The sequence below is a fragment of the Roseibium sp. HPY-6 genome, assembly GCF_040530035.1.
GTDB lineage: Bacteria > Pseudomonadota > Alphaproteobacteria > Rhizobiales > Stappiaceae > Roseibium.
This window is the reverse complement of the sequence record NZ_JBEWCD010000003.1, coordinates 112,014-135,786: the sequence shown is the minus strand read 5'-3', so window position 1 is coordinate 135,786 and position 23,773 is coordinate 112,014. Positions and strand designations below refer to the sequence as shown.

At 56.3% G+C, this 23,773-nt stretch carries 22 protein-coding genes; 12 read left to right on the top strand and 10 right to left on the bottom strand.

All coding sequences use genetic code 11. The features are described 5' to 3' along the window. Positions 1-7: 7 nt before the first annotated feature. A complete protein-coding gene (locus ABVF61_RS26540; RefSeq protein WP_353996625.1) occupies positions 8-1,228 on the bottom strand; it encodes an argininosuccinate synthase in 1,221 nt (406 codons plus the stop codon). Positions 1,229-1,478: 250 nt separating this feature from the next. Between ABVF61_RS26540 and ABVF61_RS26535 the strand changes: the two genes are divergently transcribed. Genes ABVF61_RS26535 through ABVF61_RS26525 form a run of 3 tightly spaced genes read left to right on the top strand, consistent with a single transcriptional unit; the run spans position 1,479 to position 4,592 of the window. Continuing rightward, positions 1,479-1,874, top strand: a complete 396-nt coding sequence (locus tag ABVF61_RS26535) for a DUF3302 domain-containing protein (RefSeq protein ID WP_353996624.1) — start codon at positions 1,479-1,481, stop codon at positions 1,872-1,874. After that, on the top strand, positions 1,871-3,022 hold the full coding sequence (locus ABVF61_RS26530; RefSeq protein WP_353996623.1) for an HlyD family secretion protein: 1,152 nt from the start codon (positions 1,871-1,873) through the stop codon (positions 3,020-3,022). The genes ABVF61_RS26535 and ABVF61_RS26530 overlap by 4 nt, the downstream gene beginning before the upstream one ends. A gap of 16 nt (positions 3,023-3,038) precedes the next feature. Further along, the gene (locus ABVF61_RS26525; protein WP_353996622.1) at positions 3,039-4,592 is read left to right on the top strand and encodes an efflux transporter outer membrane subunit; all 1,554 of its coding nucleotides are present in this window, start codon (positions 3,039-3,041) and stop codon (positions 4,590-4,592) included. A gap of 396 nt (positions 4,593-4,988) precedes the next feature. Here ABVF61_RS26525 and ABVF61_RS26520 read toward each other — a convergent pair whose 3' ends face one another. Together ABVF61_RS26520 and ABVF61_RS26515 are read right to left on the bottom strand one after the other, a co-directional pair. Then, entirely contained in the window at positions 4,989-5,651 is a 663-nt protein-coding gene (locus ABVF61_RS26520) for a hypothetical protein (RefSeq protein ID WP_353996621.1), read from the bottom strand. Between the two features lie 818 nt (positions 5,652-6,469). Next, positions 6,470-7,087: a TetR/AcrR family transcriptional regulator gene (locus ABVF61_RS26515; RefSeq protein WP_353996620.1), complete on the bottom strand. Its 618-nt coding sequence runs from the start codon at positions 7,085-7,087 to the stop codon at positions 6,470-6,472. A gap of 179 nt (positions 7,088-7,266) precedes the next feature. Between ABVF61_RS26515 and ABVF61_RS26510 the strand changes: the two genes are divergently transcribed. Both ABVF61_RS26510 and ABVF61_RS26505 read left to right on the top strand, forming a co-directional pair. After that, positions 7,267-7,728 carry a (2Fe-2S)-binding protein gene (locus ABVF61_RS26510; protein ID WP_353996619.1) on the top strand — a complete coding sequence of 154 codons (462 nt, stop codon included), beginning with the start codon at positions 7,267-7,269 and terminating at the stop codon, positions 7,726-7,728. A gap of 2 nt (positions 7,729-7,730) precedes the next feature. Next, a complete protein-coding gene (locus tag ABVF61_RS26505; protein ID WP_353996618.1) occupies positions 7,731-9,920 on the top strand; it encodes a xanthine dehydrogenase family protein molybdopterin-binding subunit in 2,190 nt (729 codons plus the stop codon). A 107-nt stretch (positions 9,921-10,027) separates the two neighbouring features. Here the strand turns inward: ABVF61_RS26505 and ABVF61_RS26500 are convergent, their stop codons facing one another. The 3 genes from ABVF61_RS26500 to ABVF61_RS26490 form a co-directional block, all read right to left on the bottom strand. Beyond that, the gene (locus ABVF61_RS26500) at positions 10,028-10,639 is read right to left on the bottom strand and encodes a cytochrome P460 family protein (protein WP_353996617.1); all 612 of its coding nucleotides are present in this window, start codon (positions 10,637-10,639) and stop codon (positions 10,028-10,030) included. Between the two features lie 237 nt (positions 10,640-10,876). Next, a complete protein-coding gene (gene rlmN, locus ABVF61_RS26495) occupies positions 10,877-12,100 on the bottom strand; it encodes a dual-specificity RNA methyltransferase RlmN (protein WP_353997324.1) in 1,224 nt (407 codons plus the stop codon). 235 nt (positions 12,101-12,335) lie between these two features. Continuing rightward, on the bottom strand, positions 12,336-12,845 hold the full coding sequence (locus tag ABVF61_RS26490) for an invasion associated locus B family protein (RefSeq protein ID WP_353996616.1): 510 nt from the start codon (positions 12,843-12,845) through the stop codon (positions 12,336-12,338). 280 nt (positions 12,846-13,125) lie between these two features. Here ABVF61_RS26490 and ABVF61_RS26485 point away from each other — a divergent pair, with 280 nt between their 5' ends. Together ABVF61_RS26485 and ABVF61_RS26480 are read left to right on the top strand one after the other, a co-directional pair. After that, entirely contained in the window at positions 13,126-13,692 is a 567-nt protein-coding gene (locus tag ABVF61_RS26485; protein ID WP_353996615.1) for a sigma-70 family RNA polymerase sigma factor, read from the top strand. 165 nt (positions 13,693-13,857) lie between these two features. Beyond that, entirely contained in the window at positions 13,858-15,288 is a 1,431-nt protein-coding gene (locus ABVF61_RS26480) for an MFS transporter (RefSeq protein WP_353996614.1), read from the top strand. 60 nt (positions 15,289-15,348) lie between these two features. Here the strand turns inward: ABVF61_RS26480 and ABVF61_RS26475 are convergent, their stop codons facing one another. Continuing rightward, positions 15,349-15,894, bottom strand: coding sequence for an RNA methyltransferase (locus ABVF61_RS26475; RefSeq protein ID WP_353996613.1), 546 nt, complete (start codon positions 15,892-15,894; stop codon positions 15,349-15,351). A 198-nt stretch (positions 15,895-16,092) separates the two neighbouring features. On the opposite strand from ABVF61_RS26475, the gene ABVF61_RS26470 reads away from it, so the two are divergent. Next, a complete protein-coding gene (locus tag ABVF61_RS26470) occupies positions 16,093-17,067 on the top strand; it encodes an NADPH:quinone oxidoreductase family protein (RefSeq protein WP_353996612.1) in 975 nt (324 codons plus the stop codon). Between the two features lie 42 nt (positions 17,068-17,109). Then, on the top strand, positions 17,110-18,051 hold the full coding sequence (locus ABVF61_RS26465) for an aminotransferase class IV (protein ID WP_353996611.1): 942 nt from the start codon (positions 17,110-17,112) through the stop codon (positions 18,049-18,051). 13 nt (positions 18,052-18,064) lie between these two features. Here ABVF61_RS26465 and xth read toward each other — a convergent pair whose 3' ends face one another. Continuing rightward, positions 18,065-18,874 (bottom strand): exodeoxyribonuclease III, encoded by an 810-nt coding sequence (gene xth / locus ABVF61_RS26460; RefSeq protein WP_353996610.1) that lies wholly within the window; start codon positions 18,872-18,874, stop codon positions 18,065-18,067. 614 nt (positions 18,875-19,488) lie between these two features. Between xth and ABVF61_RS26455 the strand changes: the two genes are divergently transcribed. Further along, on the top strand, positions 19,489-20,694 hold the full coding sequence (locus ABVF61_RS26455; protein WP_353996609.1) for a porin: 1,206 nt from the start codon (positions 19,489-19,491) through the stop codon (positions 20,692-20,694). Between the two features lie 146 nt (positions 20,695-20,840). Here the strand turns inward: ABVF61_RS26455 and ABVF61_RS26450 are convergent, their stop codons facing one another. Beyond that, entirely contained in the window at positions 20,841-21,401 is a 561-nt protein-coding gene (locus ABVF61_RS26450) for a TetR/AcrR family transcriptional regulator (RefSeq protein WP_353996608.1), read from the bottom strand. Positions 21,402-21,867: 466 nt separating this feature from the next. Between ABVF61_RS26450 and ABVF61_RS26445 the strand changes: the two genes are divergently transcribed. After that, positions 21,868-22,593 (top strand): glycoside hydrolase family 25 protein, encoded by a 726-nt coding sequence (locus tag ABVF61_RS26445; protein WP_353996607.1) that lies wholly within the window; start codon positions 21,868-21,870, stop codon positions 22,591-22,593. A 62-nt stretch (positions 22,594-22,655) separates the two neighbouring features. Here the strand turns inward: ABVF61_RS26445 and ABVF61_RS26440 are convergent, their stop codons facing one another. Further along, complete coding sequence (locus ABVF61_RS26440) at positions 22,656-23,147, bottom strand: hypothetical protein (RefSeq protein WP_353996606.1); 492 nt, start codon at positions 23,145-23,147, stop codon at positions 22,656-22,658. Between the two features lie 211 nt (positions 23,148-23,358). Between ABVF61_RS26440 and ABVF61_RS26435 the strand changes: the two genes are divergently transcribed. Further along, positions 23,359-23,772 carry an SH3 domain-containing protein gene (locus tag ABVF61_RS26435; protein WP_353996605.1) on the top strand — a complete coding sequence of 138 codons (414 nt, stop codon included), beginning with the start codon at positions 23,359-23,361 and terminating at the stop codon, positions 23,770-23,772. Position 23,773 lies beyond the last annotated feature (1 nt).

Sequence of the window (23,773 nt, the reverse complement as noted above, 5' to 3'; positions counted from 1 at the left end):
TCGAGCTTCAGCCGATCCGGTCACGCTTGGCAAGCGTGCGCAGCCGCAGTGCATTCAGCTTGATAAAGCCGGCGGCGTCCTTCTGGTCGTAAGCGCCCTGGTCGTCTTCAAACGTCACCAGTTCCTCTGAATAGAGCGAATAGGGCGATGAGCGGCCAACCAGGATGACGTTCCCCTTATAGAGTTTCAGGCGAACGGAGCCGGTGACGTGTTCCTGGCTCTTGTCGATCAGCGCCTGCAGCATTTCACGCTCGGGTGAGAACCAGAAGCCGTTATAGATCAGCTCCGCATAGCGCGGCATCAGCTCGTCCTTGAGATGCGCAGCACCTCGGTCAAGCGTGATCGATTCCATCGCGCGGTGAGCGGTCAACAGGATTGTGCCACCCGGGGTCTCGTAAATGCCGCGGCTCTTCATGCCAACGAACCGGTTTTCGACCATGTCGAGGCGGCCGATGCCATTGTCGCGGCCGTAGTCGTTCAGCTTTGCAAAGAGCGTCGCCGCCGACATTTTTTCGCCGTTGATGGAAACCGCGTCGCCTTTTTCAAAGCCGATTTCGATTTCGGTCACAACGTCCGGAGCCTCGGTTGGATCGACGGTCCGCTGGAAGACGTAGTTCGGCGCTTCCTCGGCCGGATCTTCCAGCACTTTGCCCTCGGAGGAAGAGTGCAGCATGTTCGCGTCGACGGAGAACGGGGCTTCGCCGCGCTTGTCTTTCGGAACGGGGATCTGATGCTTTTCAGCAAAGTCGAGAAGATCGGTCCTGGACTTGAAAGACCAGTCACGCCAGGGCGCGATTACCTTGATGTCCGGGTTGAGCGCGTAAGCAGACAATTCGAACCGAACCTGATCGTTGCCCTTGCCGGTTGCGCCGTGCGCGACCGCATCGGCTCCGGTTTCTTCCGCGATTTCAATGAGGCGCTTGGAGATCAGCGGACGCGCGATGGATGTGCCGAGCAGATAGACGCCTTCATAGACTGTGTTGGCGCGGAACATCGGGAACACGAAATCGCTGATGAACTCCTCGCGCAGGTCATCGATATAGATTTCCTTGATGCCGAGCATTTCGGCCTTCTTGCGCGCCGGCTCCAGCTCTTCACCCTGGCCGAGATCGGCGGTGAAGGTGACGACTTCGCAGTCAAATTCGGTCTGCAACCATTTCAAAATGATGGAAGTGTCGAGGCCGCCGGAATAGGCCAGCACGACTTTTTTGATGTCACCATGCGCCATCTTGGGGAGAGTCCAGTTCGAAGTTTTCGGCGGATTAACCGCGCTGTTGAAAATTTGCGGCAATTTAGCCGGTTCGCGACGCGGCGCAAGCCCTTCCGTTCGGCCAATTGGTCGCTGATCCTGTTGCTTTCGTGCGACAGGGCGTGATCGGTCTTCGGAGACATGCTACTTGCAATTGACCCCTCACCGGTCGAGGGTGTTATCAAGAAGAAAACAGGCGGACTGGTCATGGGCCGGCCTGGGAGGCGGAATGGATCTGATCGATTTCAAACTCGACAATTACGACTACGCAACTTTTCTGATCCTGCTCCTGGTCGTCATCGCTTTCTTTTACGCCATGGTCACACTCGGCGGGTTGCCGGGGAAACTTGCCGAGAAGCGCAAGCATCCGCACGCCGAATCCGTCAAGCTCGGTGGCTGGATCGGGCTCTTCACTGTGTTTCCTTGGATCCACGCGCTCATCTGGGCCTATCACGACAGCCTGACGATCGACATTCGCAGGTTGCCAAAGGATATGCGCGACAAGCTTGACGACGATCACGATGGCGAAGAAGCGACCGAGCCGGGCGCGATCCAGACGACGCTGTCAGATATCGAAGTAACAGACATACCCCCGCAGGCCCCTAAAACCGGGCCTGCCTCATGACGATTGCGCTTCTGATTCTGGCGTTTTATGCCCTCTTCATGTGGCTGGTTTTCTACAAGTTCAGGCTCTTGAAGTTCAACATTGCCTGGGGCGTCGTCAGCTTCTGGGTGGGTTTTCATGTCCTGTTCCTGCTGATCGTGTTTCTGCGGTTTTACACCCCCTACACAATCGACGGTCACGTGATCCGGCAGACGATCCAGATTGCACCGCGTTTGCCGCATCCGACTCTCCTTCAGGAAGTCTACGTCTCGCAAAACCAGAAAGTGAAAAAGGGCGACAGGCTCTACCAGTTCGATCCGACGCTCTACGCGGCGCAGCTCGCCGAAGCGGAAGCGAATCTCGCCGATGCGCAGCAGAACGCCCTTATTCTGGACGAGAATGTCGTGCTTGCGCAGGATTCGCTCAATCAGGCGCGCGCGAACGAACAATTCGCCAACGAGCAGGTTAACCGCTACTCCAATCTGGTGCCGCGCGGCGGGGCAAAGCAGGAAACGCTGGACCAGTGGAACGCGCAACTTGCAGGAGCGGAAGCGCAGGTCGCAGAGGCCGAGGCCAATGTGAAGAAGGCGCAACTGGCCGTCGACGCCAAGATTGACGGTGTCAACGCGCAGGTTGCCGCCGCGCAGGCCCAGGTGGAGCAGGCGCAATACTATCTCGACCAGACTGTAATTTACGCGCCTGCAGACGGTGTGATCATCAGCCAGCAGGCACGGCCGGGACTGGTTGTGGGCGGGTTTCGGGTCGGGTCGATTGCGGCCTTTGTCGCTGATGAGGATCCCTATTTCCTGGCGACGTTCTATCAGGAACATCTGAAATTCGTTGAGCCCGGTCAGCCTGTCGAAGTGGCGCTCGATATCTATCCGGGTCAGATTTTCACCGGCAAGGTGCGCGCGATCTGGGACGGAACCGGGCAGGGCCAGATCATTCCGCGCGGGCGCGTTCCGGAGTTTCTGTTCATGAGCCCGCAAGGACGCTTCGCGGTTGAGATCGTTCTGGACGATGATCCGGCCCTGAAGCGGTACCCGGCCGGCGCCCATGGTGCGGCAGCGATCTATACCGGTGGCGGGGGCGATTGGGTTGCCGTCCTGCGGCGTGTGAATATGCGCCTTTATTCCTGGGTCAACTTCATCATTCCGTTTGATGTTTAATGTAGGCGGGGCGGGCATGCGGCGAACATCGGCACTTGGATTTGGACTGGCGCTTTGCGGTGCGCTGCTTCTGGGTGGCTGCATGGTCGGTCCCGATTTCGAACGGCCCGAAGCACCTCGTTTGGACAGTTGGAGTTCGGGTGCCAACCTGCCGATCGACAGCCGGACGGGCTTTACAACGCGCAGTGCGAATTCCGTTCCCTGGTGGCACGTCTTCGGGGATGAGACGCTCAACAGCCTGATCGCGCAGGCCTACCGGCAGAATGTGGAACTGCAGGCAGCCGGTGTTCGGGTCTATCAGGCGCGCGCGCAGCTTGGTATCGCCCGGGGTGAGCTGTTTCCGCAGGTGCAGGAAATCAATGGCGGATCGAAGAGCATCCGCTTCAGCGCGGAAGATCCCTTCATCCGGGATCTGGAGAGGGTGGGCCTCGTCAACGATCACATTACCCGTGTGTCCGCCGGTTTCGACGCGGGATGGGAAATCGATGTCTGGGGCAAGATCCGCCGGGACGTACAATCGGCCGATGCCAACCTGAAGGCCAATATTGCGTCTTATGACGATGCTCTTGTCACCCTCACGGGCGATATTGCGGCAACTTATGTAACGGTCCGCGAACTTCAGCAACTGCTTGCCGCCGCCCGGAAGAATGCAGGGCTTCAGCGAAAATCGCTGGACCTGACCAAGTTGCGGCTGGAGAACGGGGCCGCTACGAAACTCGACGTGGACGAGGCCACCGTTCTTTACAACAACACGCTTGCCAGCATTCCCGGTTATGAAGCGGAACTGGCGCAGGCCTATAACGCGCTCAGCCTGCTCTTGAGCGAACCGCCCGGCAAGATGAAATCGCGGCTGGGATCGCGGGCGCGCTATCCGCGTGTTCCGGCGGAAGTCGCCATTGGCGTTCCCGCCGACCTTTTACGCAGGCGCCCGGATGTTCGCTATGCGGAATATGTGGCCGCCGCGCAATCGGCCCAGATCGGTGTCGCCAAGGCAGATTTATATCCGGCGTTTTCGATTTCCGGTGCAATCGGCGTCAGTGCGGACGACTTTTCCAATCTCTTCGGCAACGGTACGATGACCGGGTTTTTCAATCCGGCCTTTTCGTGGAATTTCCTCAACTACGGACGTATCCAGAACAATGTCCGTGTGCAGGACGCAAAATTCCAGGAAACGTTGCTGAACTACAAGAATACGGTTCTGACTGCCTATTCTGAGGTTGAAAACGCGCTTACCGCGTTTCTGCGTTCCAAGCAGGAGGCTGTCTATCTGCGCCGAAGTGTGGTTGCCGCGCGCAGTTCCGTCTCAGAGGTTGAGGCCCAGTATGAAGACGGCACGGCATCCTACAACCGCGTCGTCGACGCCCAGAAAAGCCTGCTGGTTGCCGAGGAGCGGCTTATCGCGGCGCAGGCGAATGTGCTGACCAACCTGATCGCTGTCTACAAGGGCCTTGGCGGCGGATGGGTGCCTGAAAATGTCGACGGTCTGATCTCGGAAGAAACACGCCATCAGATGGCGGAACGGACCCGCTGGGGCAAGCTTCTGGAAAAGCCGGTTGACGATGCAGGATGACTTCGTCGTGTGACAGCATGGAGCTGCCCTTCTTTCAATCCTCATCCTGAGGAGGGCTGCAAGCCCGTCCCGAAGCACGAAGTTCGAAGTACGCGGCCCATCCTTCGAGACGGCACTGCGCGCCTCCTCAGGATGAGGTGGTGGTGTTGCGGGACACGAGTTTGCTGGCGCTGCCGCAAAGTTGCCAACCGTGGATCTTGTCACACCGTACGCAGCGAAGCGCAGATTCGGGAACCAGTACGCCGCAGCTGCTATGACCTGTTTCTGCGGCTTGCATTTACCGGATCCCTGCCTGCGCAGGGATGACAAAGGAAAGGTTTGTAGTCTCTCAAACGAAGTTTATCTCGATGATTTCAGAGACAGTGCGGGGATTGATTGCCGGACGATGCGAACTCGTCAGCTTGTCAGGCCGGACCTGAGTGAGCGCGCAAGTTCGGACAATTTATCGGTTTCTGTTTGAATGATTGGCGTCGGGATGGCTGCAATTTCAATGTCTAGCGCAAAGTCTCTCCAGGCATTGAGCGTGTTTGCCAAATCCGGTGCCGACTTGCAGGCAGCCTCTTGTTCCTCAGTCCGCCCAGAAAAGCGGTGATGCGAAATATACATGTCTATTGGTATGAGCAGATCCGCATCTGATTCTTCAGTTGGGTGGTCCGGGTTTTCGTCTTTTGACGAAAGCAGGCGCGCAGACAGGTAGTATGTGTGTACGGGAAATTTGCCGTGATCATCCCGCCATGTGTTCTCCAACAGGGTAATGCGAGAAAGATCACGCCAAGCGTGAAAACTTGTGTCACCAAAGAGCGTTAAAGCCAGACCGTTGCTGGAAAGTTCCAGAAGGCTTTCCTTTTGCATCCTGCGCAGATAACGGAAACCGAACCAGTAAGTGACTGCCCCGATTGCCAGGACAACCAGAAAGCCGATTTGGATATCGTCGAAAATGGCAAAAAGCAGGAAGCCTAGGAAAATAACCAAAATAGTTGGCAGACCCAGCACGAAAATTCGCTGCTTTACGGGATCAGGCTTGAGGATGAGAGTTTCGGAAGTAAATTGGGAATCCATGCTGGTCCGGTCTTGTTGGCGAGTTGCGGAGGCTGATTAGCATGCAAAAGTGCAGGGTACCACCGCACATTGCATCGGTGGTTGAGCTGGTTAGCAGCTTGAGGTGGAATTTGCGCAGATCGCCTCGTCTTTTCAGATCATGCAGCAGTCGTGTGTCTTCCTCATCCTGAGGAGGGCTGCAAGCCCGTCTCGAAGGACGCATGGCAATTTCCAACAACGTAGCCCATCCTTCGAGACAGCACTGCGTGCTTCCTCAGGATGAGGTGATAGGTGTCGCGGGACATGAGTTTGTTGGCTTCGCGGCGAAGCCGCCAACCGTGGACTTTGTCATCTCGGACGCAGCGCTGATCCGGGAACCAGTACGCCGCAGCCGCTATGACTTGGTTCTGCGGCCTGTAATTACTGGATCCCTGCCTGCGCAGGGATGACAAGCGTTGGTGCACGGAAATCGAAAAGAAATCTTGTTTCGAAGCATGGGCGGTAGTTTCTGAGTGAGCAGCCCATCCTACGAGACAGCACTGCGTGCCTCCTCAGGATGAGGTGATAGGTGTCGCGGGACATGAGTTTGTTGGCTTCGCGGCTAAGCCGCCAACCTTGGACCTTGTCATCCCGGACGCAGCGAAGCGCAGATCCGGGAACCAGTACGCCGCAGCCACTATCACCTGTTTCTGCAGCCTGTAATTACTGGATCCCTGCCAGCAAAAGGATGACAAAAGGGGACTGCGTCTGGAAGCAAGGGTTTTCGGATAAATCCGTTGGTGGTGTGAGGCACCTGCCTTGCGCGCAAGAAATTGCGCTTGGCCAAGAGTACCGGAGGGCTACTCTGCTGCCGGTTTGGCCGCGGATGCAACGCCGTATCTCGCCAGAAACAGATCGACGCTTTCCTCGATAATTGTTCCGACTTCCTCGCGGCCCGGGACGCGGGCGGCGTAGATGTTGGGAAAGAATGCGCGGGACTTGATCAGGCCGAGGAACTGTTCGGCCGCGACGGCGGGATCTTTTGCCCTCAGCTTGCCTTCGCTGGTGGCGCGCTCGATGAATTCGGCAAAAACGACCAGCTTGGTCATGCGCGCGTTCATGTCGGCAGCCAGTTCCGGGTCGCGAATGGTTTCGCTCATGATCATGCGCGCGAGGCTCATGAAACAGGGATTGATCATCAGTTCGCCCTCTGCCCACCCCAGCCGGACGAGCGCGTCCCGAATGGGCAGTTCGGCGTCATAGGGGAGCTCGAGCGCCGAGTTGATCTGGTCGGCAAGGCACTGGTTGATCGCCCGGAAAAGAACGTCCTTGCTTTCGAAGTGATTGTAGACCGTCCGCTTGGAGACCTGCGCGCGCTCGGAGATGCGGTCCATGCTCGCGCCGGCATAACCTTTCTCCTGAAACTCCGCGATTGCAGCTTCTACTATCTGCTTTTTCTTCTGATCGGATACGGACATTTTCTGCTCAAGTCGGCCCCTGTTGCATGGTTCGTTGTTTTGTATCCCCCGGTTCTTTTTTCCCAAAAAATACGCCCTATGTAAACTAGGGCGTTTACAGACGCGGAAGTCGGTATTACACTGCACAGTGTAGTTTACACCCTTTAGCCAGTTAAGGCCAGCCAAGGGAGACGCCCTTCATGTCAATAACACTCAAAATCAATGGGGAAACGCGCACGCTAGATGCCGATCCCGAAAGCCCGCTGCTATGGGCCCTGCGCGACGAACTCGGAATGACGGGAACGAAGTTCGGTTGCGGCATAGCGTCCTGCGGCGCCTGCACTGTCCATTGGGACGGTGTCCCGATCCGGTCCTGCCAGACATTCGTCGGAGACCTCGAAGGCGCTGAAATCACCACGATTGAAGGTGTCGACGGCAAGGCGGCAACAGCTGTCCAGGCTGCCTGGAACGAATTGGATGTGCCGCAATGCGGCTATTGCCAGTCCGGACAGATCATGGCGGCGACGGCGCTGCTCAACGAAACGCCAAAACCGACTGACGAAGATATCGACGCAGCCATGGACGGAAACGTTTGCCGGTGCGCAACCTACGCCCGTATCCGCAAGGCGATCCACCTTGCTGCCGACAAGATGGAGGGTTGATCATGCTGCATCTGTTGCAAAAGCCGCTTGAGGCGGCCAAACCGACTCGCCGCACATTCTTGAAAATGTCCGCCGGTACCGTAGGCGGGCTTGTGCTCGCGATGAACCTGCCGCGCGGCGCGGAAGCTGCCGCAGGCGACGGCGAGCTGATCCAGCCTTTCGTGCATATCCGCCCTGACAATACAGTCGTGGTGCTGTCAAAGCACCTGGACAAGGGGCAGGGAACGGCAACGGGTCTTACGACGTTGGTTGCTGATGAACTCGACGCGTCCTGGGACCAGGTATCTGCCGAACACGCCCCGTCCAACCCGCAGGTTTATGCCAATACCCTGTTCGGCGTTCAGGGTACCGGTGGTTCCACTGCGATGGCCAATTCCTTCATGCAGTACCGGCAGGCAGGAGCCGCCGCGAAGGCGATGATCATTGCTGCGGCCGCCCAGGAATGGGGTGTTCCTGCCGAAGAGATTACGGTCTCGAACGGCATTGTCAGCCACTCATCCGGTCAATCGGCTACACTTGGTGATCTTGCCGGTCTCGCCGCTCAGCAGGATGTTCCGGCAGAACCGAAACTGAAAACGCCCGATCAGTGGGTCTATATCGGCAAGTCGTTCCCGCGCGTGGACGTCAAGAACAAGACCGTCGGCGCACCCGGCACCTACACGATGGATTTCCAGAGAGATGATCTCCTGGTTGCCGTCGTTGCCCGTTCACCTCGTTTCGGCGGCACGCTGAAATCCTTCGACGCTGCTGAAGCCATGAAGGTGCCTGGTGTCGTCAACGTTCTGCAGATCCCGAATGGTGTCGCGGTCGTCGCCGAATCCACCTGGCCGGCGATCAAGGCACGGGATCTTCTTGAAATCGAATGGGACGACAGCAAAGCGGAAACCCGGTCCAGCGATGCCATGATGGCCGAACTCAACGACATGACCGGCAAACCGGGCGTCAAGGTTCGCGAAGACGGCGATGTCGACGCGGCACTTGAAGCCTCTGATCGTGTCATCGAGGCCGATTTCGAGTTTCCGTTCCTGGCCCACGGTGCCATGGAACCGCTCGATGCGGCGCTTCTTTATGACGGCGAAACGGCTGAGCTCTGGCTCGGTTCGCAGATCCAGACGATCGATCACAACGTCGCTGCGACGATCCTCGAGGTTCCCTTCGAGAAGGTGAAGATCAACACGATGTGGGCCGGCGGATCCTTCGGCAGGCGGGCGCAGGCTGACAGTCATCCTGTCGCTGAAGTTGCTTTCCTGGCGAAGGCAATGCTGGCGGCGGGAATGGATCCTGCACCGGTGAAAATCGTCTGGACTCGCGAAGACGACATGGCTGGCGGTTACTACCGTCCGATGTCGGCGCATAAGATCAAGGTTGGTCTGGATGCCGATAACAATGTTACTGCGTTCAAGTACAACATTGCGGCCAAGTCGATCGTCAAGGGCACTCCTTTTGAGGCCATGCTTATGAAGGACGGTGTCGATCACAATATGACGGAAGGCGCACACGACACGACATATGCGTTCCCGCTCATGAACATGGACCAGTCCTTCCAGGAAACGAAGGTGCCGGTTTTGTGGTGGCGTTCGGTTGGGCACACCCACACAGCGTATGTGATGGAGACCATGGTCGACCGTATCGCCAAGGAAGCCGGCAAGGATCCGGTGGCCTATCGTCTCGAGATGATCAAGGACGACCCAAGAAAGGTCGAGGTGCTGAAACTGGCGGCTGAAAAAGCCGGTTGGGACACGCCGGCACCTGAAGGACGGCATCGCGGTGTCGCCGTGCACAAGTCCTTCGGATCCTACGTCGCAGAGGTTGCGGAAGTCTCCTTCCGTGAAGATGGCACCGTAAAGGTCGAAAAAGTGGTCGCCGCCGTCGATTGTGGCACACCGATCAACCCGGACAACATCCGGGCTCAGGTCGAGGGCGGGATCGGGTACGGTCTCGGTGCAATCCTGCGCAATCAGGTGACACTTGCAGATGGCGTCGTCGAAGAGACCAACTTCGATACCTATGAGCCGATCCGCATATCGGACATGCCGGAAATCGAGGTCCATATCGTTGCTTCGAACGAGGCTCCGACGGGTATCGGCGAGCCTGGTACACCGCCGATCGGTCCTGCCGTTGCCAATGCTATCGCGGCAGCGAAAGACGATTGGGTTACCAATCTGCCGCTAACGAAAGCCGGACTGGTCTGATCGGGTCGGGCTTTAGAAGACGAAAGGCCGCCTCCCGGCGGCCTTTTTTTTGTGGTGCGGATCGAACCCACTTGCTCGCGCCATCGGCGCGTCAACAAAGCTATACATTACTCTTTAACGCGGTACTCTTCCGGTACGTAGAAGGTGAAGTCCCGGTCTTCAACGCCAATATGGCACTCATGGCAGTAGGTCATGAGCTGCGGATTGTCGCCGGTCGTATCACCCACGATGGACCCGTCCGGAACAACCATGAAATACCGCCAATCCGCCGTCTCGGGGCTTGCTCCTTCGGCAAGCTTCTCCATGCCGAACATGGCTCCGGGAAAGACGCGGCCGTCACCGGTCACGGTAATGCTGTCCTTTGCAAGCACGGACCCGGCGGGGAGCTTTTCCCCTTCCTTCAGGATCGCGTAGTTGGCCGCGATCGCGTTGGCATAGTTGTTGACGTAACGCCTGCCATGAGTCGCCGAAATGTAGGGTGCGTCGTTGAACAATGTCCAGGACTGGTAGCCCTCAATCGCAGGCAGGTCCGCGATGGCGTAAAGGCTGCTCATTCGGTCTTTCAGACCCGCATAGATCCTTTGAGCCTCTTCCTTGCTGAGATCCGCTGGATCTTCAATTGTGATATGACCGTCTGACGGCTGGGTTTGGGCAAAGGCGTCGACGAGAACGCCCGAAAGGATAAGCAGGACAATAAGTATCAGAACCTGTTTGCTCATGATGCACGGTCTCCCAAAGGTACGCTTTGGTGAGCCCCTCCCCTTAAAAATGTCCATTGATGAAGATAATACAACCTGAATTTCTTTCCATGACGGGCCGTTTCAGCATCACCCGAATGTGTGCAGGCTTGATCGGTGCTTTTAAGAAGGCCCCTGCTTTCACCGGCAGGTCCGGCGCCGGTCGGCAGGCAAATGCAGTCAGCAACCCGTTGTGGCTGCAGAGCGTAAAAAAGAATGTCAGGACGCGGCCAGAGCCTCGCGGTCTTTCTTGCGCATACGCTCCGAAGCTGACTTGAGCTGGCCGCAGGCAGCAAAGATGTCACGCCCACGGGGTGTGCGAATGGGTGAGGCATATCCTGCGCGGTTGACGATATCCGCAAATTCCTCGATCCGCTCCCAGTCGGAGCACTCATATTGGGATCCCGGCCAGGGATTGAACGGGATCAGATTGATCTTGGCCGGAATGCCCTTCAAAAGGCGGACGAGATCCAGTGCATCCTGATTGCTGTCGTTCACACCTTTCAGCATCACATACTCAAATGTGATCCGCTTGGCATTGGAAAGACCCGGATACTGGCGGCAGGCATCCAGAAGCGCCTCGATGTTCCATTTCTTGTTGATCGGAACCAGCACGTCGCGCAAATCGTCACGAACAGCGTGCAATGAAATCGCAAGCATGCAGCCGATTTCATCGCCGGTTCGGAAAATTTCCGGAACGACACCTGATGTGGATAATGTGATGCGACGCTTGGAAAGCGAGAGGCCGTCGCCGTCTGACGCGATCAGCAGCGCCTTTTTGACGTTGTCGAAATTGTAGAGCGGTTCGCCCATGCCCATCATCACGATGTTTGAGACCAAGCGCCCTTCTGATGGAACAATGGCGCCTTGCGGCGTCGCGGCATCGGGAAAATCTCCGAGCCTGTCACGCGCCATCAGGATCTGCGACAGGATTTCTTCGGCCGTCAGATTCCGCACCAGCTTTTGCGTGCCGGTATGGCAGAAAGTACAGGTCAGCGTGCATCCCACCTGCGAAGACACGCAAAGCGTCCCGCGGCCTTCTTCAGGAATATAGACAGTCTCAACCTCAACCGGCCGGCCGGCACCGCGCGGCAGAAACCGGAACAGCCATTTGCGCGTGCCGTCGACCGAAATCTGCTCCGACACGATCTCCGGCCGGGCGATTGAAAAGGCTTCGTCGAGCTTTGCGCGCAAGTCCTTGGCAATATTGGTCATCTGCGAAAAATCGGAAACGCCGCGCACATAAAGCCAGTGCCAGAGCTGCGAAGCACGCATGCGCCACTGTTTCTCGGGAACTCCGATCGTTCCAAGTGCTTCACCCAGTTCCTGGCGGGAAAGTCCGACCAGCGTCGGCTTGTCTTCTGCGGAAAGGGATGCAGCCGCAGCCGCTGTAACCGTTGGCGCGTTGGGATTGTCCCGCGCGATGTCGAGTGTTGTCGCCATGTCGTGATCCGTCTCGTCTCCGGCATTCGTCAACGTGTCGATATCGCGTGACACGGCTGCCGGATCGCCTGCCGCGGCAGGCTTGAATTCAAGAGGTTCCAAAACCACAGATTGGCTGAAAAATCAAGCTGTGGCGTGCATCGGGGGTATACCCGTGAAGCACGGGACGAACGCATCAACGCATCCGGCCAGGAAATGCCTGGCCGGGCAATTCAGTCAGCTGAAAAAACACCCGTTAGCGGCAGGCCTGCAGAGCCGTATCGATGGCAGCCGTAACGCCGGACAGCGAGAACTTGTAAGTCGTCCGGGTGCCTCGGCTGGATTCGCCATTGACCGTCATTTCCCGGCCGGCCTTCATGGCAGCAACCAATTGTGCCTCGGTCGCCGCGTTTTCGACCCACGCTCCGTCATTGTTCGTGAAGAGCGAAAAGTCCTTGCCGTCCACGTTGACCGATACGGAAGACTTGTCTTTGAACGGATAACCGACCTGTAGGCTCGGTTCGGACGAGACGTTTTCAGCAGGCCGGGACGTCACGAAAAAGAACACGTCCCCATGATTCCGGTCGCCCGGCAACATTGTCGTGGGTTTCGTCAGAGCATAGCAGACTTTGCCGCCACCGCTCGGGGAAGTATACGCCGCCCAATCCTTGTGCTGCTTCAGAAGCGTCGGGGTTTGTGCGAAAGCTGCTGCACTCGAAACGGCTAGACCTGCGAGGGCCAGTACCAGCGATTTTGCTTTCATCATCTCCACACCATTTGGCTATGAGTTTTCGTCAAATTTGATGCAATTGCCGTCTGTCTTATAAACCTTGCTTTAATGATAACTTAAAGCGGGTTACGAAAGGGTTGAAGCCTTAAGGAGGCAATTCCGGGTTTCTGACGTTTCTGCAGATTGATCTTTTTTGTGTTCCTGTATTGGCTCTTGCGGTTAATCGCGGCAACAGTGTGGCAGAAAGTCTTGAACCCTCTTTCGAAATGTTTCGAACCTGCTAAAGAATAGGGTCGGACAGGGAGTAAGACGGCTTTTGGTGCAGGCGCAGTATTTTTCAGAATTGATCGTCAAGGTCGCGGATGACCGCGACAAGGCTGCATTTGTTGAATTGTTTGATCATTTTGCCCCGCGGCTGAAGGGGTATCTGATGAAACAGGGGGCTGACGCAGCCATCGCGGAAGAGATAGCGCAGGATGTCATGGTGACGCTCTGGCGCAAGGCTGACCTGTTCGATCCCAAAAAGTCTTCGGCAAGCACCTGGCTTTTCCGTGTTGCCCGAAATCGGCGAATCGATCGCCTGCGGCGACAAAAGACCGCAGAACTGGATCCGGAAGAGCCGGCGTTGCAGCCTTCAGCGTTGCCTGACGTCTCCGAGGAGATGGATGCGCGGCTTCGCGAGGAACGCGTGCGCGTTGCACTTGCCAAGCTTCCTGACGAACAAAAGGAAGTTGTTCGGCTTGCCTTTTTTCTGGGACAGTCTCACAGCGAGATATCCGATGCGACCGGACTGCCGCTTGGCACTGTGAAGTCCCGTATCCGGCTCGCTTTCGGCCGGCTGAGGCAATTGATCGAAGCCGATGAGGCGGTTGACGTCGATTAACTGTGGGAATGATTTAACCGATTTCGAGTTTGCGGAGATGTCTCCCATCCGCACGGTGATGCCTGCAAAAAAGTTTTCGACAGCGGATTGACCTGAACTTAGGTTGAGGCCGTAGAAGGCGCGACGTTGAACGTAACCATCGTCGAACCCCGGAGACAAATACGCATGACAGCAACGTTCGAACGGCCTGAAGACGCGCGCTGGAGCGATATCCTCTGGGGAACGCACGCGCCTGTTTCTGCTGTCTTGGCCGGCGGTATTATCCTGCACGCGGTCAATATCAACATCTCGGCGACGATGTTGCCTTCAATCGTTTCGGAAATCGGTGGCCAGGGCCTCTACGCCTGGAACGCAACCTTGTTTACGCTGGCGGCCATTTTGAGCGCTGCTGTCACGGGCAAGATCCTGAACAGGTTAGGCGCGAGAATTTCCTTTGCCCTGTCAGGGTTCGTTTTTGCGCTTGGCAGCCTCATCACCGCCGCAGCGCCGGATATGCCGGTCATGCTTATCGGCAGGTCCGTTCAGGGCACAGGCGGTGGAATGATGTTCACGTTGTGTTACGCAATGATCGTGTTCGCCTATCCGGAGAGGCTCTGGTCGCGGGCAGTGGCGCTGTTGTCCGGCACGTGGGGCATTGCAATGCTGTTCGGACCAGCTGTCGGTGGTATCTTCGCTGAGTACGATATCTGGCGCGGTGGCTTTGCTTCGCTAATTCCTGTCACCGCGCTTTACACCCTGATTGCCTGGAAACTGCTGCCTGCTACCGGTGATGCCTTGCCGCCGGCTGCGCCGATTGCCGTTGTGCAGCTTTTTCTGCTTGCGGGTGCCATTCTCGCGGTTTCCATCGGGTCGCTGTCCTCGTCTCCTTTAGGAGCGGGAAGTGGCGTGGCGCTGTCCGTTATCCTCATTCTGATTCTCATGCGCCGGGAAAACAGAGCACCGCTGCGCCTCTTCCCAAAAGGTGCAATGTTGCCCGGATCGACGCTTTTTCTGTCGTTCGCGGTGATGTCTCTCTTGATCTTTTGTGTGAACGCTGAGTTTTTCATGCCGTTTTATCTGCAACGGCTTCACGGTCTGTCACCCCTTTTGGCCGGTTACATTGCGGCTCTGGTGTCCATTGGCTGGTCCTTCGCAGAGGTCTACTCCGCTCGGTTCACAGGGCGCACCATGCATCGGATTGTTCTTACCGGTCCGTTCGTCATGCTCGCGGGAACGCTGGTTCTGGCGACTGTGACGCCTATGCACGGGGGCGCGGGGCCGATGCTTTCGGCAATTCTGTCGCTGGCGTTAATTCTTCTCGGGGCCGGTATCGGATTGAGCTGGCCACATCTCAACACGTTTGCCCTGCAATTTACGGACGCGTCTGAAAAGGAAAATGCGGCATCTGCTCTTTCCACAATCCAGATGTTTGCCGTCTCGTTTGGAACAGCAGTCGCAGGCCTTGTGGCAAACATGACCGGTTTTAATACGATCGATGATCCTGGAGCGACCGCGAATTCCGCTATCTGGCTGTTCGTAACTTTTGCAGCGATGGCCGTCATGGCCATTTTCACGAGCCGTCTGCTTGTCAGGGCATTGAATAAAACGCCTTCCTGACCGGCGTGCACGCGCAAAAGCGAGCATGAGACATGGCTCGGGAAGCCACGGCCTGGACGGTCAGGTGCCGGGAACCTTCCGTCCCGTGCGCATGACGGGGCCACCGCTCACATGTTTTGCAGGGCCCGTTTTCGGGCCGCCTGCGGTGATCGACCGGTCAGCATACCGGCCGAGAGCGCGATGTCTGTCATACATGACGATCGCACCCGCCATGGCCACGTTGATGCAGAATTTGGTCGGGATCTTGACCACATGATCGCACCGCTCCAGCATTTGCGGCGAGAGCGAACCACGCTCCGGTCCGAGCACATATGCGGCCTGAAGCGGGTGGCCGAAACTCGGCAGGTCAATGGAAGCGTCGGTCAGCTCGATGCCGACCAGCTGGCAGCCTCGTGGGAGATCCATGGTATCGACGCTGTCCCAGGTAAAGACCGGCAGGTGGCCCAGACTTTTCGACGTATCGGAGGGCGGAGCCTTGCGGATCTTCTGATCCGCATCGACGGTAAAGAAAAAACTCGCTCCAAAAGCGTGTGCCGAACGCATGAGCGTCCCGAGATTCATACGCTTCGAAAGACCTTCCGCCCCGACTGCAAAATATCCGCGCATTGCCAATTCCGTTAGTTTGTGTCGGCCGCGTCTTACCCCAAACCGCCGGGCATTTGAACCTGCCGGTCATGTTTGCGTTGGCGCGGGACTTATCCGGAAAGCTTATATGTGGGTCCAGGGAGACTTGATATCGTGTGCCTGTTTCCGCTGTGGTCGGCCACGCGGAGTTTCCGTTATTACCGCGAGTGTGAGGTTCCTTTGAAAGCCTGTCTATGCAAGTCCTTCGGGTCGCCTTCAGATCTGGTGATCGAGCAGATCGAAGGGCCGACTGCCGGCCCGGGTGAAGCGGTTGTCCGGGTCGAAGCCTGTGCACTCAATTTTTTCGATACGCTGATTATTCAGGGAAAATACCAGTTCAAGCCCGCCTTTCCGTTTTCACCGAGTGCCGAATTTGCGGGGGTTGTTGAAGCGGTCGGATCCGGTGTCAGCGACGTGGCCGTCGGTGACAGGGTCATGGGCTATATGAAATGGGGCGCGGCGCGCGAGAAAGTGCTGACCCGTTCGGAAGATCTGGTCAGGCTTCCGGACGGTGTGTCTTTCGATGTGGCGGCGGGGCTGGCGGTAACTTACGGGACAACATTGCACGCCTACCAGGACCGGGCGGATCTGAAGGCGGGCGAAACGGTTGCGGTTCTGGGCGCATCGGGAGGTGTCGGGCAGGCTGCTGTCGAGATCGCCTCGATCATGGGGGCTAAAGTGATCGCCTGCGCATCCTCTGAGGACAAGCTTGCGTTTGCCCGCTCGCTCGGGGCCGAGCTTACAATCGACTATTCGAAGGAGGCGCTCAAGCAACGGCTCAAGGAACTGACCGGTGGCAAGGGAGCGGACGTCGTTTACGATCCGGTCGGCGGAGATCACAGTGAAGAGGCGTTGCGTGCCACGAGTTGGGAGGGCCGATTTCTGGTGATCGGATTTGCTGCTGGAACCATTCCCAAGATTCCTTTGAACATCGTGATGCTGAAAGGGGTCGACGTTCTCGGCGTGTTCTGGGGCGCCGCAGTCGAACGCGATCCGGCCGGTCACCGGCGGAACATGGAGCAGCTTCTGGCGTGGGTGGAAGAAGGCAAGCTGAAGCCGCATATTCATGCAGTCTACCCGCTTGAGGAGATTGCAACCGCACTGGAGGAAATCGCCGCACGCAAGGTCCGGGGCAAAGTGATCCTGCGGCCATAGGGTCTTGCGGCGAGGTCTGGTCAAATATGCGCTGGCGAGGACATGACAATCTCGGACGAAAACGTGGGTGAAGGTCGGACATCAGACTTGGCAACGGGAGCTGCCTGGATGCGTGGCGAGATCATGCCGATCGCACAAGCGTCGATCCCGGTGAATGACTGGAGGTTGATCCACTCCGATATCACCTATGATGTTGTTCCTGTGTGGGAGGGAGCATTCTTCAGGCTGGAGCTCTATTTGGACCGGTTTTTCCGCTCCATGAACAGCCTCCGTCTCAATCCCGGAGTGACTGAAAGCGATGTCAGATCGGTGCTTCACGGTCTCGTTTCTGCAACCGGGTTGAGGCGGGCCTATGTGGCAATGGTGACAAGCCGAGGTGTGAACATGGTCCCCGGTTCGCGCGATCCAAGGGATTGCCGGAACCACTTCTTTGCGTGGTGCGTTCCTTACATTCATGTCATACGGCCTGATCTCGCGAGGTCCGGTGCGTCGGTCCACATTGCAAGGACCGTTACGCGCATTCCCGAGACGAGTGTCGACTCCAGAGTAAAGAATTACCACTGGGGAGATTTCACGAAGGGCCTGTTCGAGGCGAAAGAAGCCGGTGCGGAGACAGTCATTCTGCTAGACAGTGGAGGCAACGTGACAGAGGGGCCGGGCTTCAATGTTTTCGCCGTGAAAAACAATCGCCTGATCACGCCGGATGCGAGTGTGCTTGAAGGCATTAGTCGACAAACGGTTCTTGAGATTGGCCGCGATCTTGGTTTGCAAACTAAAATCAGGCCACTGCCGCTGGATGAGTTGCTTGAAAGTGACGAGGTCCTGATAACGACCTCCGGCGGCGGCGTTGCGCCGATTACGAAAGTTGATGATCGCGTTTTTTCAAACGACACACCCGGCGAAGTCACGATGTCTATTCAAAAAAGGTATTTTGAATGGGCAATGCAGCCGGCATACCGCACCGAAATTGACTATGTGTCCTAACTGGTGGTGTCGATCACGCCTCGAAAACAGCAACCACAGGTGCATGATCGGAAGGCTTTTCCCACCCGCGTGCCTCACGCAGGACCTTTGTGCCTTTGACAGATGAAGATAGCGGCCCGGAAACCCAGACGTGGTCCAGGCGACGGCCCTTATCGGCCTTCGACCAGTCTTTCGCCCGGTAGCTCCACCAGGTGTAGAGTTTTTCGTCGATTGGCGTGAACTGACGCATGGCATCGAGCCAGCCTCCGCTCTCGCGCACATTTTCGAAAAGTTCGGTTTCAACAGGCGTATGCGAAACAACTTTCAGAAGCTGTTTGTGCGACCATACATCGTGTTCATAGGGAGCAACGTTGAGGTCTCCGACGAGGACGGCCGGGCGCTCTGTTTCAGGGCCTGTCAGCCAGTCCTGCATCTCCTGCAAGAAGTCGAGCTTGTGACCGAACTTGGGATTGACCTCGCGGTTCGGCTCGTCGCCTCCGGCGGGAACATAGAAATTATGCAGGCGTATGCTTGTGCCGTTGAATGGAATGTCGACGGCGATGTGGCGGCTGTCGCCGACGTTGCAAAAGTCGCGTTTTTCGACGTTGGCCAGAGGCAAGCGGGATATGGTGGCGACACCGTGATATCCCTTTTGTCCGTTTATGGCGATCTGGTCGTATCCTGCCTTACGGAAAGCGTTTTCCGGAAAGTTGGCGTCCGGGCACTTGGTCTCCTGCAGACAGATAACATCCGGAGAAATCTCGTCTATAAGCTGCTCGACGATCGGCATGCGCAGACGTACGGAATTGATATTCCATGTTACAAGCTTTAGCCGATTGGTCATGTTCGCCTTGCCGGAAGAATTGCAGTCCGGACAGTCATATAGATTCAATTGCCAAGCGCAACACGTTTCAATCGTGTACCGGGATGGCAACGAGGATCGCCGTCTGGATAGTGTGAAGCGCCGCTAATGAAGCGTTTGCCGTTTCGAAACGGTTCCCATCGCGCATATGTGACTTCTGTACAAATAGACGAAATGACAGTTTGACATTTTTGTTATTTGAGTCCATTTTGCAATTGCGAGATAAAGATCTCCTGAGGCGGAATCAAATTGCGTCTCCAAAAAAACATCAAGATAAATCCGTGAGCCGGATAGGTTTTATAAAGTAAAACTCTGCACCAAGAAATTGGTACGGAGGTTTTTGCGTTGACGTTTAAAAACCTAATAAATCCTTAATTATCAATGTGTTGCAAAAATATAACGCGCTTTCTCAATCTGATTTCCTGAGACTGTTTGGGCTTGAGGTGTGGAATGAAAAGTGTTTTTTCAGAGTTAAGCAAGCGCGGTAGGCAACTCGACACTTGGCGTGCGGGGGCAGCGATGTGAAATTTTGTTTCTCGTTCGAGATGCGTCAATTTTGCTTATTTGCTTGCGACTGAATAAACTTGGAGATTACTATGAAACTTAAAGGCTTGATGCTCGGCGTTGCAGCTGCTGCTACCGCTACCACCGCTCAGGCAGCCGATCTTCCGGTTGCTCCGGAGCCGGTTGACTACGTTCGCGTCTGTGACGCTTACGGCTCTCGCTTCTACTACATCCCGGGCACTGAAACCTGCCTGCGCGTTGGTGGCCGTCTGCGTACGCAGTTCATCGTCAACAACGTTTTGGAAGATGGCCCGTGGGGCGATCGTGACTCTGACGGTTACGAGTGGCTGACACGCGGTTATGCTTACCTCGATGCCCGTAACGCCACCGAATTCGGCACCCTGCGTGCCTATGTCGGTCTGCGCATGGACATCACCAACGGTGAAAGCGGCTTCAAGCTCGACGCTGGTTACATCCAGTGGGGCGGCCTGACAGCTGGTTACCTCGGTTCAAACTTCAACATCTACACCGGTCAGGCATTCATGGGTGTTGTCACTCGTGACTGGTCCGACGTGACCACGAACCAGCTGGCATACACCGCTGCTTTCGGCAATGGCTTCTCCGCAACGATTGCTCTTGAAGACCGTTCTGACCGTGAAGTTGGTGCATACGGCGGCACGCGTGCTCCTGACCTCGTTGCTGCACTCGGCCTGTCCCAGGGCTGGGGTTCTGCACAGCTCTCCGGTGCTTTGCATCAGGTTTACCCGGATGCAGCATTCAACAGCACGAATGCTTCTGGTGATGAAGACAGCTTCGGCTGGGCAATCGGCGCTGGTGTGAACGTCAACCTGCCGTTCGCCAACCCTGGTTCAAACATCTACTTCCAGGGTTTCTACGCTGACGGCGCATTGTCCTACATCGGTAACGGCATCACCAGCGTATCTGTTGTAAGCAGCACGACCGGCGCAACGCTCGGTTCCGTGTCCGACTACGGCGGAAACGGTGACACAAGCACTGGTTACTCCCTGTCTGCTGGTGTTTACATTCAGGCAACTCCGACCATCGGCCTTGCACTTGACGGCTCCTATGCGCACGTCGATCAGGAAGATTTCGTTGGAGCGGCTGACGCCGACATCGACCGTTGGGCAATCGACGGTTCGGTACAGTGGGAACCAGTCTCTGGCTTCGTCATGGGTGCTGACGTTGGTTACGCTAACACCAGCGCAGATATCTCTGGCCAGAGTGTCGATGATCTCGACGAACTCCTCTTCGGTGTTCGTATGCAGCGCACTTTCTAACCGCAAGGTTAGTTAGCTGACTGAGAAGCAATGACCTCCACTCAGTCAAGCGGCCCGGCAGCTCCAAACTGCCGGGCCTCCCCTTTTCAGGGCCCGGTTTATCTTCCGAGATACCATTTCAAACGCTTCTTATCTGCGGCTGGGCGTTATGCTCGCACGCTGTTTTCAAGCATTTTCCTGAGCGGAGCGTATGCGCGGCATATCTGCTCTTTTTCTTCGGTCTTGGTCCTGATCTGATCGAACGACATCCTGATAAATTCACACAGGTCGTCGAAGTCGACGTTTCCCAGGGACAACCTGTCCCTGAAAGGTTCCAGAACGTTTCCGATCGCCTCATTGCAAATGCGGACGATGTTTCTCTTCTTGTTCTTGTCGATACCCTCGACAATCTGAAGGATTTCCTCGCCGTGCGGCATCTGCAGCATCATCTCGCAAGGCTTCTCGCTCAAATGCCGAAATGCAACGTCGAGGCGGGCGCCCAGATCATCCAGTTCGGAACATTCCTTGGATATGAGGTTTGCTGATTTGCGCACATGGTGCTCAACAGCGTCGTAAATCAATTGCTCTTTACAGTCATAGGCGTTGTAAAGAGTTTGCCGCGCCACCCCCGCGGCTGTTGCGATTTCGCTCATCGTCGTCTTTTTCACACCGTAGTGAGAGAAAAGTTGAAGAGCGGTTTCAACAATCTTTATTTCTCGCTCGTTCATAAATGCCCCTGGACTTTTTCGTCTCTTATGGTGTTTGTAGATTCCCGTACGACCTTAGTCCACATGAATGATAGTTAACTATGGTTGTTATTACCAAGGTCTCAAGAATTTCAACAACTTGAACTGTGCGAAGCCGTCATCGGAATATGTACTACTAGGTGTAAGTCTACTAGGTACACACCATGAATTGCCGTACACTTTGGAAATTCAGTCAAAATGAAACTCGTACCCAATCACGAGGGATGTATGATTCCAAAGCTCCTGCGGTGAAAGGACGTTCGCTGGAGCGGCAAGATTGGGGACGCTTGCGAAGTTGTGCTCGACGTTAAAACGTACGACGAACACCAGGGCGAGAATGAAAGTTCACTTTTGCGTAAAAAGCGATGGGCCGTCTACGATCCGTTAGGAAATTGCGCCCATTTTGAACGTTGGCAGAAAGTGTTTGTTTACCTGTCGAGGACGCACCGTGCTTAAGCAGTTCAAGTCGTTTTGTATCATTGCCGGACTGGTCATTCTGGGCGCGTGCTCGGCTTATGATTTCCCTGACCCGACACCCGAGGATTACGCGGTTCACGGTATCGACGTTTCCAGGTGGCAAGGTGACATTGACTGGGACGAGGTCAAGCGCTCCGGCGTTTCGTTTGCCTGGATCAAGGCAACGGAGGGCGGTGACCACGTTGATCCGAGGTTTGCGCAAAACTGGATCGCGGCCCGCAAAGCAGGTGTGCCGCGCGGGGCATATCACTTCTACTATTTTTGCCGGCCCGTAGAGGAACAGATATCCTGGGTCAAGGAAGTGGTTCCCCAGGACCCGCAAGCGATTCCGCTGGTCTTGGATATGGAGTGGAATGCCCATTCCAAGACATGCCAGCTTCGGCCTGAACGGGCGCAGATCGTTCGCGACATGAAGATATTTCTCGACGAAATGGAAAAGCACTACGGCAAGCGGCCGGTTATTTATTCGTCGGTGGATTTTCATAGAGACAGGCTGGTTGGCGCTCTGAAGGGCGAGCAGTTCTGGCTACGTTCGGTCGCGACACATCCCAAGAATATCTACGAACAGCGGGATGACTGGGTGTTTTGGCAATATACGGCGGAAGGGCGCATTCCCGGCATCAAAGGTGATGTCGACCGGAACGCCTTCTTCGGGACACGGTCGCAGTATCGCCGGTGGCTCAACGGTACGCTCTAGCGCTAAACATGCGCCTGGCTGGTATCTGTCGTGCTTCTTTTCGGCTTTGCACTGGTAGCTGATTACTGGATCTTGATCTGGTGTGCGATGTCCTTGCCGTTGCTGACAGTGACCTGCTTGAAGCCGATCAGCTTGCAGAAATCGAGAAAATTCAGTTCATGCGGATGATTGGATCGGGCAAAAAGCTCCGTTGACCTTGCAAGTGAGGTCAGGGACGCCAAAAGCGCCCGCAGACGGTACAGCGTGTCATACTGCCCGTCGCCGGTGGCTACGATAATCAGCTTTTCAAGTTCCCCCCCTTTTGCAAACAGATGATATCCCGAGGCATGGCTTTGTTTTGAATGCTGGCTTGCCAAACCGATTACAAAAGCTGCGCGCGACCTCTTCCTGGCATCGCGTGAAACGGGGAGCTCCGAAATATAGACTTCCCGGGTCTGTGGTTCGGGATAGTAGTAGCCAGCATGCGCGTCAAACGCTCTTGCCGTCGGTAAATACATCAGTAGCGTGGCGGCGGACACCGCGAGTGCGAATGCAAGCTTTTGAAAAAACGCCATCTTGAGCTCCCCCCGCTTTGTCACTCGCTCATAGTGAAGCCGATAGAGACGTTCAAGGGCAAGGAGAAACTGATCCCGCTGCCACGAAGAACGCTGACTTCGGATGGAAGCGCTATATTTTCGCCATGTTGTCTACCCACATCTGAAGCGTGTGTGGGCTTGGAGCCCGGCAACACTCATGTTCCGGGCACAGGTTATTCGGAGATAAAATATGATAATCCGCTTGCCGCTGGCGCTGGCCGCCGTGGCTATGATGGCGATTCCGGCCGCTGCTCAATCCGGCCCCGCAATCGCCTATACGACGGCAAACCTGAACATGCGTGCTGGCCCGGGAACGAACTACCCCGTGATTACGACGGTGCCACAGGGTGGTGGCGTTACGGTGTTCGGATGTACGGCGAATTTTTCGTGGTGCGATGCTGCATTTGCCAACGTGAAGGGCTGGGTGTCCGGTAAATACCTGAGCTACGGCGTTCAGGGGAGCTATTACGGCCGTCCGATTCCGAGCGCTGGTGTTTATATCGGCGTGCCGCGCTACCAAAACAATTATCCGATCTACAGGCGCCCGCCGCCGGTTGTCCGGCCTGTCCAGCCAATCTACCCCCGCTACCCGCGCCGCTACTGAC